This window comes from Tsuneonella sp. HG249, assembly GCF_053819205.1.
Map to the genome: position 1 here is coordinate 462191 of NZ_JBSOQY010000001.1, position 15391 is coordinate 477581.

General features: G+C 63.8%; 15 protein-coding genes. 6 read left to right on the plus strand and 9 right to left on the minus strand.

The genetic code is table 11. The features are described 5' to 3' along the window. Positions 1-160: 160 nt before the first annotated feature. The 5 genes from ACWPM1_RS02335 to pabB form a co-directional block, all read right to left on the minus strand. Positions 161-823, minus strand: coding sequence for a LolA family protein (locus ACWPM1_RS02335; RefSeq protein WP_455693233.1), 663 nt, complete (start codon positions 821-823; stop codon positions 161-163). Positions 824-887: 64 nt separating this feature from the next. Then, positions 888-1055, minus strand: a complete 168-nt coding sequence (gene rpmG / locus ACWPM1_RS02340) for a 50S ribosomal protein L33 (RefSeq protein ID WP_057882031.1) — start codon at positions 1053-1055, stop codon at positions 888-890. Between the two features lie 147 nt (positions 1056-1202). Next, on the minus strand, positions 1203-1616 hold the full coding sequence (gene arfB / locus ACWPM1_RS02345) for an alternative ribosome rescue aminoacyl-tRNA hydrolase ArfB (RefSeq protein WP_455693234.1): 414 nt from the start codon (positions 1614-1616) through the stop codon (positions 1203-1205). Beyond that, positions 1609-2259, minus strand: a complete 651-nt coding sequence (locus ACWPM1_RS02350) for an RluA family pseudouridine synthase (RefSeq protein ID WP_455693235.1) — start codon at positions 2257-2259, stop codon at positions 1609-1611. The genes arfB and ACWPM1_RS02350 overlap by 8 nt, the downstream gene beginning before the upstream one ends. Continuing rightward, complete coding sequence (gene pabB / locus ACWPM1_RS02355; protein WP_455693236.1) at positions 2256-4046, minus strand: aminodeoxychorismate synthase component I; 1791 nt, start codon at positions 4044-4046, stop codon at positions 2256-2258. The genes ACWPM1_RS02350 and pabB overlap by 4 nt, the downstream gene beginning before the upstream one ends. 98 nt (positions 4047-4144) lie before the next feature. Between pabB and ACWPM1_RS02360 the strand changes: the two genes are divergently transcribed. The 6 genes from ACWPM1_RS02360 to ACWPM1_RS02385 all read left to right on the plus strand — a co-directional run bounded on the left by ACWPM1_RS02360 (position 4145) and on the right by ACWPM1_RS02385 (position 11937). Continuing rightward, the gene (locus ACWPM1_RS02360) at positions 4145-5731 is read left to right on the plus strand and encodes a helicase HerA-like domain-containing protein (protein ID WP_455693237.1); all 1587 of its coding nucleotides are present in this window, start codon (positions 4145-4147) and stop codon (positions 5729-5731) included. Then, positions 5731-6306 (plus strand): pyridoxamine 5'-phosphate oxidase family protein, encoded by a 576-nt coding sequence (locus ACWPM1_RS02365; protein ID WP_455693238.1) that lies wholly within the window; start codon positions 5731-5733, stop codon positions 6304-6306. Before ACWPM1_RS02360 ends, ACWPM1_RS02365 begins: the two co-directional genes overlap by 1 nt. A 19-nt stretch (positions 6307-6325) precedes the next feature. Further along, the gene (locus tag ACWPM1_RS02370; protein WP_455693239.1) at positions 6326-7027 is read left to right on the plus strand and encodes an endonuclease/exonuclease/phosphatase family protein; all 702 of its coding nucleotides are present in this window, start codon (positions 6326-6328) and stop codon (positions 7025-7027) included. 148 nt (positions 7028-7175) lie between these two features. Next, a complete protein-coding gene (locus ACWPM1_RS02375) occupies positions 7176-7514 on the plus strand; it encodes a P-II family nitrogen regulator (protein WP_455693240.1) in 339 nt (112 codons plus the stop codon). Between the two features lie 17 nt (positions 7515-7531). Next, positions 7532-8959 carry an ammonium transporter gene (locus tag ACWPM1_RS02380; RefSeq protein WP_455693241.1) on the plus strand — a complete coding sequence of 476 codons (1428 nt, stop codon included), beginning with the start codon at positions 7532-7534 and terminating at the stop codon, positions 8957-8959. Positions 8960-9234: 275 nt separating this feature from the next. Then, a complete protein-coding gene (locus ACWPM1_RS02385) occupies positions 9235-11937 on the plus strand; it encodes a TonB-dependent receptor plug domain-containing protein (RefSeq protein ID WP_455693242.1) in 2703 nt (900 codons plus the stop codon). On the opposite strand, the gene ACWPM1_RS02390 is transcribed toward ACWPM1_RS02385, so the two are convergent. Genes ACWPM1_RS02390 through ACWPM1_RS02405 form a run of 4 tightly spaced genes read right to left on the minus strand, consistent with a single transcriptional unit; the run spans position 11826 to position 15296 of the window. Beyond that, positions 11826-12317, minus strand: coding sequence for a YkvA family protein (locus ACWPM1_RS02390; protein WP_455693243.1), 492 nt, complete (start codon positions 12315-12317; stop codon positions 11826-11828). The genes ACWPM1_RS02385 and ACWPM1_RS02390 overlap by 112 nt on opposite strands. A gap of 37 nt (positions 12318-12354) precedes the next feature. After that, positions 12355-13941 carry a GMC family oxidoreductase gene (locus tag ACWPM1_RS02395; RefSeq protein ID WP_455693244.1) on the minus strand — a complete coding sequence of 529 codons (1587 nt, stop codon included), beginning with the start codon at positions 13939-13941 and terminating at the stop codon, positions 12355-12357. A 21-nt stretch (positions 13942-13962) separates the two neighbouring features. Next, positions 13963-14895 (minus strand): sterol desaturase family protein, encoded by a 933-nt coding sequence (locus ACWPM1_RS02400; protein ID WP_455693245.1) that lies wholly within the window; start codon positions 14893-14895, stop codon positions 13963-13965. A gap of 8 nt (positions 14896-14903) precedes the next feature. Further along, a complete protein-coding gene (locus ACWPM1_RS02405) occupies positions 14904-15296 on the minus strand; it encodes a hypothetical protein (RefSeq protein ID WP_455693246.1) in 393 nt (130 codons plus the stop codon). Positions 15297-15391: the final 95 nt, after the last annotated feature.

A 15391-nucleotide genomic window follows, 5' to 3' on the forward strand; every position in this document is an offset into this window, starting at 1 on the left:
ACGCTGTGCGAGCGGCCTCTGATGAGGTCAGGGCAACAGGGGGGAAACCCGCCTCGAACCGTCCCGCAAGGAGACGTTTACGCCTGCGCGGCTTTCACCTCCATGAACACGACCTGGCGGCTCGTCGCAGCCTGCCAACGAGGTAACGCCCAACCGTGGCCTAGCGGCGACCACCCGTGCGCCTGGGATCCTTAAAGTTGAACGCGCTGTCAGGCACGGCAGCGCCGTAGCGCTGGTTCGACAAACGGACCGTTGTGCGCCCGTTCTGCGAATCGAGCGCCACCCAGCTGACCAGCTCCAGCCCGCCGGGGGCCGAGGCGTCGCGTACGAAGACGAGGGTGATTACCCCGAATTCAGGGCGCTTCGTGTCCCGCACCTCGACGCCGACCACGTTGTTGCCCCCCGCGGGCACGAGCTTGCCGTAGCGCTTCACGTCCCGGCTCGGGTCTAGCAGGGCACCCAGCGGCGAGTTGGAGATCGGCCAGCGCTGGACTTGCTTTACCTCGTAATCGACCAGGTAGAGCGACTTGCCGTTGGACACGACGAGCATGTCGGCGCCCTTGCCGTACTGGAAGCGGATCTTGCCGGGGCGCTTGAGAGTCAGCTTGCCAGACAGCGTCTGGCCCTTGCGGTCGGTTTGGGTGAAGTCGGCCGTCATCGTCGAGATGCCGCGCAGTGCGGCGACCGCCTGGTCGAGCTTATCGGCCTGCGCGATCGCTGGGGCGGCGGGCAAGGTCAACATCGCCGCCGGAACCGCAACGCCAAGCGCGCTCGCAAGCGCGGCGCGCAGGGGAACTTTCGAGAATTTGATCAAGGTAAGCATGCTCCGGAATTAGACACGGAGCGTTGAACTGCCCGTGAACCCTCAAGGTTCCGGGCGTTCAGGGTCACTTGATCTTGGCTTCCTTGAACTCGACGTGCTTCTTCGCCACCGGGTCGTACTTGCGGAAGGTGAACTTCTCGGTGTGGTTGCGCGGGTTCTTCTTGGTCACGTAGAAGAAGCCAGTGTCGGCGGTCGAGACCAGCCGAATCTTAACGGTTGCGGGCTTCGCCATGGCAAGTTCCTGTAATTTCTAATTCGGCCCCAAACTCTTCGATCGGACCTTGGGGGCCACAAATACCAAAGGCGGCACACGCGCGCCGCCCGTCGGGGCGGGCCATTGGTCCAACAGGGGCGGAAAGTCAAGCGCGCGCGAAGCGCCTCACCATTCGACCTTGCCCCTGTTGGCCTTGATCGTGCCGCGCGTTTTCTTCTCCTTGATCCGCGCCTCTTTACCCACCCGATTGAGCCGGCTCTTCGCGCGTTTGGCCGGAGCGTCGAACGCGCCGCGAACCAGCGATTCCAGCCGCTCCCGGGCATCCGCGCGATTCGCTTCCTGAGTGCGGAAGCGCCGGGCCGTGAGCACGATTTCCCCGCCGCTGGTCATCTTGCTGCCTGCCGCGGTTTTCAGGCGCGCGAATACCTGCGGCTGGAGGCGGAGCGCGAATACGTCCAGGCGCACCTGCACGGCGGTCGCCACCTTGTTGACGTTCTGCCCGCCTGGGCCCGATGCGGCGATAAAGCTTTCCCGAGTGATCGACAGAGCGCGCGAAACCGCCTCGTCCGCCTCACTCATCGGCAAATCCGCGCGCAGTGAAGTCCGCCGGAAGTGGCGCGCGCGCGTCGATCGCCCGCTTGCCGTCGCGCTGGATGACCAGGCCGGCTGCGTGGAGCATGGTGCGCGGAGCAGACCCCTTTTTCCCATAAACGGGGTCGCCGAGCAGCGGCGCCCCCAGCCCGCTCGCGGCGTGGACGCGGATTTGATGGGTGCGCCCTGTTTCCGGCCGAAACTCGAGCAACGTCAGCCCCTCGTGCGTGGCGAGCCGGCGCCAGTGCGTAATCGATGGCTTGCCCTTTCTCGCCGGGATCATTCGCCAGCCCTTCTCCGCGGAGCTGATTTTCGAAAGCGCCAATTCGATTGTGCCGCTCTCCTGAGGCAGCTCCCCGGCCAGGATGCCAAGATAGCGCTTCTCGACCAGCCGCGCCTCGAATGCGCGGTTGAAGCGGGCGAGCGCCTTGGGATTTCGTGCGAGCAGCAGGCAGCCGCTGGTATCGGTATCGAGCCGGTGGACCGGTACGGGGTCTCGCTGAAACCCGAGCCGCAGATCGACAAGGTGGTCTTCGAGCGAGCGACCGCCAGCGCGCGGGCGCTCGATCGACAGGCCCGCGGGCTTGTCGATCACCAGCGCTTCGCCATCCTCAAACAGGATCGAGATCATGGCGCCAGCCGCGCCGGGATCAGGCCGCGTACGGCGTTGCCGACCAGAAAACCGGCCGCGAGGTCGTCGAGCTTGAGCTCGGCCTCGCGCGCGCCGCCCGCTTCGATGAGCGAGCGGCGCAGAACGCCTGGCAGCAACCCTAGCGATGCATGCGGGGTGAGCAGCACGCCATCCCGCTCGACGAATACGTTGGCGCTCATCGCCTCGGTGACCAGCCCGTCGTCGCGAACGAACAGCGCATCATCGGCGCCCATCTGCCTGGCGGCTTCGCGCCCTGCGTCGTAAAACCAGCGATCGGAGGTCTTGTGCAGGAGCCGCAGGTCTCCGGTATCGACCGGCAGCGGCAAGGCGAGGCAGCAAACCATCTCGGGCGGGTCGCCGAGCGGCTGCGCTTCCATGGCGGTGGCTCCGCTGCGCGCCAGCAGGAGGCGCAGCTTGGCTGGTGCCTCGAGTTCGAAACACAGGGCCTGGATGCGGTTTCGGGCGGCGTGGCGGTCGAATGCGAAACCCAGGGCGGCAGCGCTGGCCTTTAGCCGTTCGAGGTGGAGCTCGAGCAAAGGAATGCCCGCGTCAGGGTCGAAGTGCATTGCCTCGATCAGGTCGAACCCGGCCGCCGAGCGCCCCACGAAGGAGGCTTTCACAAGACTCTCGCGCCACTCGGGCATGGCCTCGCTATCGGCAACGATAGCCGAGCCCACACCGAGAACGGCGTTACCCTGTGCGTTTTCTATCTCGGCCAAGCGAAGCGTTCGGATGGCCACGTTGAAGGCCGCTTCTCCTTCCGGACCGATACGTCCGATGGCACCGCAATAGGGACCTCGCGCGTCGCGCTCGACCTCCGCGATAAGTTCCATTGCCCTGATCTTGGGGGCGCCGGTGATCGACCCGCAAGGGAACAGCGCGCGGACCAAGTCCATCGGCCCGTTTCCATCGGCGAGCCTCGCACGGACGGTAGTGACCATCTGGTGGATCGTAGGATAGCTTTCGATGGCAAACGGGGCTTCGACCCGCACGGTGCCTGGCTCGGCAACCCGCGACAGATCGTTGCGCATGAGGTCCACGATCATCAGGTTTTCGGCCTTGTCCTTGGCCGAATGCGCCAACTCATCGGACAACGCGCGGTCCGCGGCCGGATCGGCCCCGCGCGGGCGGGTGCCTTTCATCGGCTTGGCCTTAGCTTCGTTGCCCTTCAGGCTCACGAACAACTCGGGCGAAAGGCTGAGCAACCAGTGCTGCCCGTCGAATACGACCCCGCCATAGCCGCTGCGAGCATCGTCGCGCAGGGCGGCATACAGCGCGAGCGGTTCGCCGCGGAAGCTGCCGGCGAGGGGGAACGTCAGGTTGGCTTGATAGATGTCGCCCCCCGCGATGGCCTCCTGCAGCGTGCCGAAGGCTTCGGCATAGGCGCCTGGGGATAGCTGCGGCGTGAAGGGGCCAAGCGACGGCGCGCCATCGGTTCGCTCCACGAGCCAGTCGGCAACGTCCGCAGCGGCCAGCGTTCGAGGCTCGTCGAAGAGTCCGAGCCAAACCAGCGGCCCGCCTGCACCGCTGCGCGTGTCGGCCAATCGCTCGAGCTTTGGCTCGAGCGCGAGGGCCGCTTCATAGGCAATATAGCCCGCCAGTGTTCCGCCCGAACCGCGCGATTGCTCCGCTGCCGAAAGCACCGCTTCCACTTCGGCGGGGCGGCGGGCGATGAATACTTCGGACGGGTTCTCGAACAAATGCGCATCGGCTGCGCCATCGGCGCGCGCGTCATCCAGCAGTACGAATGGTTCGCGCCCGGCCATCGCTTCTGCCTTAGCGCCTCCCACCTTCGTGTCGAGGGCGCTTGACCGCATGGGGCGCGGTTGCGAGACGGTGCCCAAGCAGCGGGAGAATTTGCGCAGTGGGCCAGATATTCATCGGCCTTGCCGACAACGGCGAGAAGCAGTTTCTCGAGCTTTCGCGCGCCAACCGCCACGGCCTGATCGCCGGTGCGACGGGGACGGGCAAGACCGTGACGCTACAGGGTTTGGCCGAGAGTTTCTCAGCGGAGGGGGTGCCCGTTTTTCTGGCCGACGTGAAAGGCGACCTCGCCGGCGTTTCCATGCCTGGCTCGCCGACCTTCAAGCACGCAGCCTCGCTTGAACAGCGGGCTCGCGACCTCGGCATGACGGACTATGCCTATTCGGACAATCCGGCCGTGTTCTGGGATCTATATGGCGAAAAGGGCCACCCGATCCGCACGACGATCAGCGAGATGGGTCCTTTGCTGCTGGGCAGGCTGCTCAACCTCAACGACACGCAGCAAGGGGTGCTCGACATCGTCTTCCGCTTCGCCGACGAGCGGGGGCTGCTTCTGCTCGACCTCGAGGACCTCCAGGCGATGCTGGCGCATACGAGCGAGAATGCGAGCGAGCTATCGGCGCGCTACGGCAATGTTACCAAACCCTCAGTGGGGACCATACAGCGCGCGGTGCTTAGCCTCGATGCCCAGGGCGGGGCCATGTTCTTTGGCGAGCCTGCTCTGGAGATCACCGATTTCATCCGCACCGACGAACGGGGCCGCGGGATGATCAACGTGCTGGCGGCCGACAAGCTGATGCAGAGCCCCAAGCTCTACGCCACTTTCCTGCTCTGGCTGCTCGCGGAATTGTTCGAGACGCTGCCGGAAGTTGGCGATCAGGATAAGCCCAAGCTGGTGTTCTTCTTCGACGAGGCGCATCTCCTGTTCGAAGACGCTCCTGGAGCCCTGCAGGACAAGGTCGAGCAGGTCGTGCGCCTGGTGCGCTCGAAGGGTGTCGGTGTCTTTTTCATCACCCAAAACCCGATCGACATCCCCGAAAAGATAGCCGGCCAATTGGGTAACAGGGTGCAGCACGCGCTGCGCGCCTATACCCCGCGCGACCAGAAGGCGATCAGAGCGGCGGCCGAGACTTTCCGCATCAATCCCGATCTCGACGTCGAGACGGCCATCACGGAGTTGAAGACCGGCGAAGCTCTCGTCTCAACGCTGATGGAGGACGGCGCTCCATCGATTGTGCAGCGGACCATGATCAAGCCGCCCCGCAGCCGCCTCGGCCCGATCGACGCCAAGGAGCGCGCAATCATCCAGTCGATCAGCCCGTTCGCGGGCAAGTACGACGAGCGGATCGACCGTGAAAGCGCGGAGGAACTGCTCGCGCAGAAAAGCGCGGACGCCGCGGCCACGGCGGTCGAGGTTGAAGAGACGAGCCGCGAGGAAGTCGGCCAGCGCGAGCGGAAGAGCACCAGCATCTGGGGCACAATGTTCTCGAAAGCCGGCAAGCGAGCGATCGGCGCCGCCGCAGGATCCGGCGCGTCGATCGCCGCCGGTGCGATCCTCGGTAAGAAATCGCGCGCGAGCCCGATGAAGACGGCGGCAAGTTCGGCCGCCGGGTCGATCGCGACCGACCTCGGCGGTCCGCTGGTCGGCCGGTTCGTGCGCAATCTTATCGGGGGCCTGATGCGCTGATGGAATGGTTCGACGCTCTTACGGGGGATCACATCGCGATGATCGAGGCCCAACCGGTCTTCTTCGTCGCCACGGTGGCGGAAGGGGCGCGTATCAACCTCAGCCCCAAGGGCCTCCAGGGATCGTTCAAGGGGCTGGCATCTGACCGCGTGGCCTATCTCGACCTGGCCGGTTCGGGAAACGAGACGCACGCGCACCTCGCGGCCGATGGACGCATCACCTTGATGGTGTGCAACTTCCAACAGCCGGCCACGATCCTGCGCATCTACGGGCGGGGGAAGCCGGTCCTGCCGATCGATCCGGAGTGGGGGGAACTCGCCGATCATTTCACGCTCTTGCCCGGCACGCGGCAGATTTTCGAAATTGCCGTCGACAGCGTGCAAACCAGTTGCGGCTGGGGCGTGCCGATCATGGAATACGCGCACGACCGGGCGACCCTGGTCAAGTATCATGCGCAGGCGGAGCCAGCCCAGTGGGAAGCCAAGGTGGCCGGGCGAACCCGCAGTATCGACGGCCTGCCCACCCGGGCGACCGACCGCTATATCGCCGGCAACGACGGGACCGTTCGCCGATAATCGGCGTTCCCGTCCAAACGTGCAACTTACCTTCGCCAGCTACAACATCCACAAGGCCGTGGGGACCGACGGTAAGCGCGACCCCGATCGCATTTTGACCGTGCTCCGCGAACTCGATGCGGATGTAGTCGCCCTTCAGGAATGCGATCGCCGGTTCGGGACACGCGACAGCGTCATCGAGCGCAGCGCGCTCGATGAAACTCCGTGGCGGGCGCTTCCGGTATCGAGACGGGCCGCAAGCTTGGGTTGGCACGGCAATGCTCTGCTGGTCCGAAAGCAGTTCGCACAGCTAGAGGCTCACCCGGTCGCCCTGCCCATGCTCGAACCACGCGGGGCCGTGCGCGGCGATTTTTCGATCGAGGGCCGACGCCTGCGCGCGCTGGGGATGCACCTCGACTTGTCGGGCTTGCGGCGGCGCGACCAGATTAGGGCGGTCCTCAAACACCTCGACGGCTGCGAACACGGATGTCCCGCGGTGCTCATGGGCGATTTCAACCAATGGGGCATGGGCACGGGCGCCATGCGGGAGTTCGGTACAGGCTGGCACTCTCTCGCGCCGGGGCGAAGCTTCCCGAGCCGCCAGCCGGTGGCGCACCTCGATCGTATCGTGGTCTCGTCCGAGTGGAGGTTGGTTGAGATGGGCGTCCATCATAGCGCCTTGGCCGCGCGTGCATCCGACCATTTGCCAGTATGGGCTCGCCTTGAACTGCCTTCAATCTAGGCACCTGCCCGCAATTTGAACAGCCTCAGTGCGGTTGACTGCGACGGCAGCCAGCAAAGCGTTGCGAATGAACGGTTACGGTTTTTGGCACGTCTCTTGCTGCAGTTGCGAAGACCGGGCCTGTCCGGTGACAGCTGAGGGGGCAACGATGAAATTCATCATCGCGGTGATCAAGCCGTTCAAGCTCGATGAAGTGCGCGAGGCGCTGTCGTCGATCGGCATCGCGGGAATGACAGTAACCGAGGTCAAGGGATTCGGTCGGCAGAAGGGCCAGACCGAAATTTATCGCGGCGCCGAATATTCCACGAATATGCTGCCGAAGGTGAAAATCGAGGTCGCAACGAACGATGCTCTCGCGCCGCAAGTGGTCGAGACGATCCAGCAGGTAGCGCGCACCGAGGCCATCGGCGACGGCAAGATATTCGTCCTCGACCTCGCCTCCGCCACTCGCATCCGCACCGGCGAAACCGGCGACACGGCGCTCTGAAAACGAGGGGTACTCAGATGATTCGCAAATATCTTACCGGCGCGGTCCTGACGACGAGCTCCTCGCTCGCCGCGACCGCTGCCTTTGCGCAGGAAATGCCAGCGACCACCGCGGCCGCATTCGTGCCGACCGTTGAGATGGTCGACAAAGGCGATGTCGCCTGGATGCTGGTTGCCTCGGCCCTGGTGCTGATGATGTCCGTGCCCGCGCTCGCGCTGTTCTACGGCGGATTAGTGCGCGCGAAGAACATGCTTTCCGTGCTCATGCAGGTGCTTACTATCGTGTGCGTCGCCGCCCTGGTCTGGTTCGCCTGGGGCTATTCGATGGCTTTCACTTCCACCGGTACGCCGTTTCCGAGCATCGTCGGCGGGCTCGACAAGGCATTTCTCGCCGGAGTCAGCCCCTCCACATTCGCCGCAACGTTCTCGAACGGGGTCTACCTGCCCGAGTACGTCTTCGTCATTTTCCAGATGACCTTCGCGTGCATAACCCCCGCCCTCATCGTCGGGGCGTTTGCGGAACGCATCAAGTTCACCCCGTTGATCCTGTTCGTAGTGGCTTGGCTCACGCTGGCCTACTTCCCGATCGCACACATGGTCTGGTACTGGGCGGGACCGGACTTCCTCCACACCGCGCCCACCGACTACGGTTACCTGTGGGGCATGGGCGCGCTCGATTACGCCGGCGGGACGGTAGTGCACATCAACGCTGGTATTGCCGGGCTCGTAGGCTGTCTCGTGGTGGGTCCCCGCATCGGCTTCAAGTCCGAACCGATGCCCCCGCACAGCCTTGTGATGACGATGATCGGCGCGTCGTTGCTGTGGATCGGCTGGTTCGGCTTCAACGCGGGCTCGGGTCTGGAGGCGAACGCCTTTGCCGGTCTCGCCTTCATCAACACCTTCACGGCAACTGCAGCAGCCGGCGCGACTTGGGCAATCATCGAGCAGCTGGTCCACAAACGGCCCTCGCTGCTGGGCGGCGCAACCGGCGTGGTCGCGGGCTTGGTGGCGATCACTCCGGCAGCGGGATTCGCTCATCCCGGGACCGCGATCGTCCTCGGCGCGGTGGCTTCGCTGGTATGCTTCTTCTTCGTCACGACGGTGAAGAACAAGCTCAAGTACGACGACAGCCTGGATGTGTTCGGCGTTCACGCAGTCGGCGGGATCGTCGGGGCGATCGGCACCGGCATCGTTGCGGATCCCGCGCTCGGTGGGCAGGGGTGGATCGACTACACCGCCCCGGTCGCCGTCGCAGGCACCTATGACATGGCGGGCCAGGTCATCACCCAGATCTGGGCAGTCGGCACTACCATCCTGTGGACCGGCACGGTCTCGGCCGCGCTGTTCCTATTACTTAAGTACACGATCGGGCTGCGCCCCAGCGCCGAAGTCGAGACCGAGGGCCTCGACATCCGCGAACACGGGGAACGTGCTTACAACATGTAATCCAAGAGCTTGGCGGGGCTGGGGTCTCCTCTCCTTTCCCCAGTCCCGCCATCCAATGTTCCTCCTGCGAACAACGCCTAACACGGGCCGGAAGTCAGCGCTTTCGGCCCCCTTTTTTGTGGCAAGAAAGAGACACCCAGCGACGCAAAATGTTGGTGGGGGCACAAGCGAATTGCCGAAAAGCTCCGAAGAGCGAAACTTAATAAAAGATAACACGGTGGGGGGCTTATCAAATGACTTCTTGGAACCCGACGAGCCGCAGGACGCGGTTCGCTTTGCTGACTGGGGCCGCCGTCGCGGGGATCTGCGTTCCCGCCGCCGCGCAAGATGCAGTAGGCAATAGTCAGGACGAACCCGAGATCATCGTCACCGGTACCCGCCAGGCGGATCGATCGGCCGCGGACACGGTCGCCCCGGTTGACGTCGTCACTGGCAGCGAACTTCAAAACCAAGCGCCCAATGACATCGGCGATGCAATCCGCATCTCGGTACCGTCCTACAATGTCAGCACTCAGCCGATTTCCGACGCTGCGACGCTCGTTCGGCCCGCGAACTTGCGCGGTCTTTCACCGGACAACACCTTGGTGCTGGTCAATGGCAAGCGCATGCACCGGGCTTCGGTCATCGCGTTCCTCGGAGGCGGTATATCCGATGGGTCCCAAGGTCCCGACATTTCAGTCATTCCGACGATCGCCATCAAGCAGCTCGAAGTCCTGCGAGACGGCGCTTCATCCCAATACGGGTCGGACGCTATCGCGGGGGTCCTCAACTTCATTATCAAAGACGATCCTAGCGGGGTGGAGCTGACGGCAAAATACGGGCAGACCTACGAAGGCGACGGGGAGAACTTCCTACTGGGCGCCAATATCGGACTGCCGCTCGGGGACCGAGGTTTCGTCAACCTAAGCGCCGAGTACGGCGAATCCAACGCTACTGATCGCTCGACCCAGCGCGATGACGCAGCGGCACTCATCGCCGCGGGCAACAATGCGGTCGCTAACCCGGCCCAGATCTGGGGCCAACCCAATATCAACGACGACATCAAGACTTACGTCAACATGGGCTACGACCTGACCGACGACCTGACGCTTTATGCGTTCGGCAACTACGCCAGCCGCAACGTAGACGGCGGATTCTTCTATCGGAATCCGACCAATCGCGGCGGAGTTTACGCCGGGCCGATGGTCGATCCGGTGACCGGCTTCGCCTCGGCCGCGCCCAACGCCGTTCCCTCGGTCCTTGTGGGCGACTTGTCGATCAACACCGCCGGCGACTGCCCGGCGGGCATTCCGCTGACCGGCGGTGGCGGGCTCATTCCAAATCCGGCCGTGCTGGCAGCCGTAACTGCAAGCGCCAACTGCTTCTCGTTCGTCGAGCTCTTCCCGGGCGGATTTACTCCGCGCTTCGGCGGCGACGTGGAAGATTACTCCGTCGCGGCCGGGGTTCGAGGAAAGATTTTCGGCGCGCTAGACTTCGATCTCAGCGGGCGGCATGGGCGCAACAAGGCGGATTTCGCCATCCGCAACACCGTGAACGCTTCGCTCGGGCCGAATACGCCAACCGAGTTCAGCCCCGGCGGCTATTCCCAGACTGAGAATGTAATCAATCTTGATCTCGGGTATGAAATCCCGCTTGGGATCGGCAGCGTCTACGTCGCTACCGGCGGTGAGTATCGCGACGAAGAGTTCGCGATCTTTGCTGGTGATGCCGCGTCGTTCGAATTGGGCCCACTGGCACAACCGACCGCGGCCTTTCCTTTTGGGCAGGGCTTTTCGACCAGCTCAAACGGATTTCCCGGCTTCGCGACCAATTCAGCCGGATCGAGCAAGGAAGACAACAAGGCAGTGTATCTGGATGTGGAAGCGGACCTCTTCGAAACGCTGACACTTCAAGGCGCCGTGCGCTACGAGGATACCAAGAGCTTCGGCAACACCACTACGTGGAAGGCTGGCGCTCTGTACAGAATCAGCGATGCCCTGCGCGTCCGCAGCACTTATTCGACTGGGTTCCACGTGCCCACGGCCGGCCAAGCCAATGTGGTCAACGTGACCACCCAGTTCTCCAATGGCCAATTGCAGGACGAAGGCACATTCCCGCTTAACAGTGCGCCAGGCCTAATTGCTGCCGACTACATCGCGGCACCAGTCACAAGCGGAGGACTTGGCGGAACCAGGCCAACGCTGGGGCCTGAAAAGGCCACCAGCTTCACGGCCGGTGTGGCGGGCGACTTTGGCAACGTCACCGTCACCGTCGATTACTTCAACATCAAGCTCAAGGACCGCATTTCGCGTTCCTCCGCAATCAACTTCCCGTTGGCGCTATGCTATCTCGCGGCTCGTGAAGGGGTTACCAACAACTGCACAGCCACCAACACGCCAACGACGGCTGAATTGCTCACCCAGCTGGACAACGCGAACGAAATCGACCGAGCGGACTTCACCGGTTTCGAGGATCTGACGGCCTTCACGTTCTTCAACAATGACTTCGATACACGGACGCAGGGCGTCGACTTCGTGGCCAACTCGCGAATCGATCTGGTGGCAGGCGGAACCACTCGCGCTACCTTGGCGGTCAATTACACGAAGACCGACGTGACCAACGTGGGGGCGACGCTCAACAGCACCCGCGTTCGCCAGCTGGAGGAGGGCCTCCCGCGTTGGAAAGGGTTCCTCAACCTGACGCACGAGCAAGGAAGGTTCCGCGGCCTGCTGCGCGCGAACTACTTCGGCAAGTACTTCGAGGCGCACCTCGAGGACGACACCCTGCCAATCTTCGCCAAGGCAAAGCTGACCATGGACGCCGAGCTCGGTTACGAAGTCTTCGAAGGACTGGAGTTCGCTGTGGGTGCGCAGAACCTGTTCGACACCTACCCCACGCTGAATCCCTGGGCCGGAATCGTCGGCGCCAAGTATGGCGAGCGGTCGCCCTTCGGCTTCAACGGCGGCAGCTGGTACGTACGAGCGAACGCCAAATTCTGAGATAGGGCGGCGGCAGTCGGACCAGTTCCGACGGCCGCCCTGATGGACGGCTCGCTTTCCTTAACCCCTAGCCACCATCCCGTGGCGGCGATTGCAGCAGTCCAGACCAACACGATGGCGGCGGCGGCCGTGCGCGAGACGGGCCGATCGGCCAGTTGCGTGGCTTCCGCCCGGAATTCCGCAAGCAGCGGCGCCGGGACCATTCGGAGGACAAGCCAGACCCCGAGCGGTACGATAATCACATCGTCCAAAAGGCCGAGAACCGGAATGAAATCCGGAATGAGATCGATGGGGCTGAAGGCATAGGCGGCGACCGCCCCCGCCAGCAGCTTTGCACCTATCGGGGTCCGTGGATCGCGCGCGGCGACCCACAGCGTCAAAGCCTCCCGCTTCAGCGCCGCGGCGCGCTTGCGCAGCTCAAGCAGCCAGCGCTTCCTTGACGAAGTCCGCGCATCGCTCGCCGATCATGATGCTCGGCGCGTTCGTGTTGCCGCTTACGAGACGGGGCATGATCGAGGCATCCGCTACCCACAGCCCCTCTATCCCGCGCGCCTTGAGCTTGGGGTCTACCACACTGCCGGCGTCCGAGCCCATGCGGCATGTACCGACCGGGTGGTATACCGTGTCGGCGCGGTTGCGAATCAGTTCGTCAAGCTGGGCGTCGTCGTTAATGTCGATGGGATAACGGTCCTTTGGATCGAATTCCTGAAGTGCGGGCGCCTCGGCGATGCGATGAGACAGCCGCACTCCGGCGCGCAGGACTGCCATGTCGCGCTCCTCTGCAAGGAAATTGGGGTCGATGATCGGCGCCGCTCGTGGGTCGGAATTAGCCAACCGCACCGTGCCGCGGCTCTCCGGGCGGAGCACGCAGGCGTGGAGCGAGAAGCCGTGGCCTTTCACCTTGGTGCGTCCGTGGTCCTCGAGCATCGCTGGAACGAAGTGCCATTGAACATCGGGAGCCGGGGCGTCGGGCATTACCTTCCAAAAGCCCCCGGCTTCGGCAAAGCATGTGGTCATGATCCCAGTGCGCTTGCGGCGGTGTTCAAACACCGCCTTGGCCATGCGAATAGTGCCGGCCAGACTGTCGCCGAAGAAGTCGGTGCTGGTGCTTTCCCAGCTGGATACGTAATCGATGTGGTCCTGCAGGTCTTCGCCGACGGCGGGACGATCGAGCACCGGGTCGATGCCGCTTTCGCGGACGTGCGTTGCAGGGCCGATACCGGACAGCATGAGGATTTGCGGGCTGTTGAAGGCGCCGGCGGACAGGACCACCGCGCCTCGAGCCAGCACAGTGCGCTCCTTGTTGCCGACGAGGTAGGTGGCCCCGGCCACTCGGCCGTTGGCGATCTCAAGCCGTTTGACGATGACGCCGATTCGCACGTCGAGATTGCGGTTCTTGCGCAGCGGCTCGACGTAAGCTCGCGCGGCGGACCAGCGCTCACCACCCTTCTGAGTTACCTGGTACAGCCCAAACCCGTCTTGTCTCGCGCCGTTGAAGTCATCGTTGCGGGGCAATTGAAGTTGCGCCGCAGCTTCGACGAATGCCCGGCTGCCGACGTTGAAGTGGCACTGGTCCGTGACATTTAGCGGACCATCCGTACCGTGGAATTGATCGCCGCCCCGCTCGTTGCACTCGGCTCGCTTAAAGTAGGGCAGCACGTCGTCGTAGGCCCAACCTGCACAGCCGAGCGCTGCCCAATTGTCGTAGTCCCACTTGTTGCCGCGGATGTAGACCATCGCGTTGATCGCGCTCGACCCGCCGAGGCCCCGCCCGCGCGGCTGGTAACCGGTGCGGCCGTTCAGGCCCTTTTGCGGTACGGTTTCGAAACGGTAGTTCGACTTGTCGCCGATGAATGGCATGAACCCGGGCGTGGTGATCTTCATCGTGTTATTGCGCCCGCCGGCTTCGAGCAGGCAAACGGTCTTCCCGCTCTGTGCGAGCCGTCCCGCGACAGCGCTTCCGGCGCTGCCTCCGCCGATGACGATGACGTCGAACGTATCCATGACCTCTCCTCTACGGAAAGGTTAAGCGGCCTCGCGCGGCTCTGCAATCGGGTTTTGGGGCGCAACCGATTGGCGCCGCCGCGCTTGCCAGCGCTCGCGGATCATCGCGCTCGTTTCCCGGCTCCCGTCGTGAGTCCAGCCGGGTTCGCGCAGGAGATACGAGAGTTTATGCCTCCACGGCGCGCGCCACATGTCCTGCGCGATGCCGATCCACTCATGGAATACCGAGTAGACTAGGTTGAAAGTGCCGAGCTGGCGGACGATGCCGTAGCGGATGCGCTCCTCGTCGGGGCGCTCTTCCTCGAATGTGGCGAACAACTTGTCCCACACGATGAACACGCCCGCATAGTTGCGGTCGAGATAGCGCGGGTTGGTCGCGTGGTGGACGCGGTGGTGGCTCGGCGTGTTCATCACCGCTTCGAACCAGCGCGGCATCTTGCCGATCGCCTCGGTGTGGATCCAGAACTGGTAGATCAGGTTGAAGCCCCCGCAGATGGCGATCATCACGGGATGGAACCCGAGGAGCACTAGCGGCAAGGCGAAGGCGAAGCCGAGCGTCAGGAACCCGGTCCAGGTCTGCCGCAGCGCGGTCGACAGGTTGTAATGCTGGCTCGAGTGATGGTTGACGTGGCTCGCCCAGAACCACCGCACGCGATGGCCGAAGCGGTGGACCCAATAGTACTTGAGATCGTCGAGCACAAAGCAGGCGATCCACGCCCACCACGCCCAGCCGATATCCAACAGGCGGAACTGCCATGTCCACAGGAACAGCGCGAAGAACGCGCCGCCGGTTAGCAGGCCGGCGACGCTGCTGCCGAGACCGAATGCGAGGCTGGTGAGCGTGTCGCGCGGCTCGTAGGCCTCGCGCCGTAGGCGCCGCGCCCAGATCATCTCGATCAGGACGAGCAAGACGAAGCCGGGGATGGCATAGTCGACGGGCGAGAAGTCGGGCATCGTCGGTCTTATAGCCGCCTGAGGCTCGCGGCCCAAGCAGAAGCCTGATCACCCAGATCGAGCGTGACCTCGCCGAACCGCCGGTCGCTGGTACCGACGACCAAAAAATTGCGATCGAGCCGCGCGTTCGCGTGCCCGTCCAGCAAACGAGAGGCAAAGTGCGCCCCATGGCGGCGCAGGAGCATGATCCGGCCGTTGCCGTCGCGGGCGAGGGCCGCAAGGCCGGCCCGATCGATCGCCACCTCCACCGGCTCGAAACCGCACAATGCTTCTTCCGCCAGTTCGCGCAATTCGGCCTCGTCGCGGATGCGCCGATCGCCGCCGAGCCCAAACTTGAGCGCGAGCCACGCGAGCGCGAGAATCGCGAACAGCGATCCGCCCAATTGGAGAAGCTCTCCCATCGCGTGAGGGTTGCCACACCCGTGCGGGCGCGTCGAGCGGGGTTGCGATAGGCCCAGTGCGCGCTAGGCTGCGGGCGACAAGGGAGATTCCACTG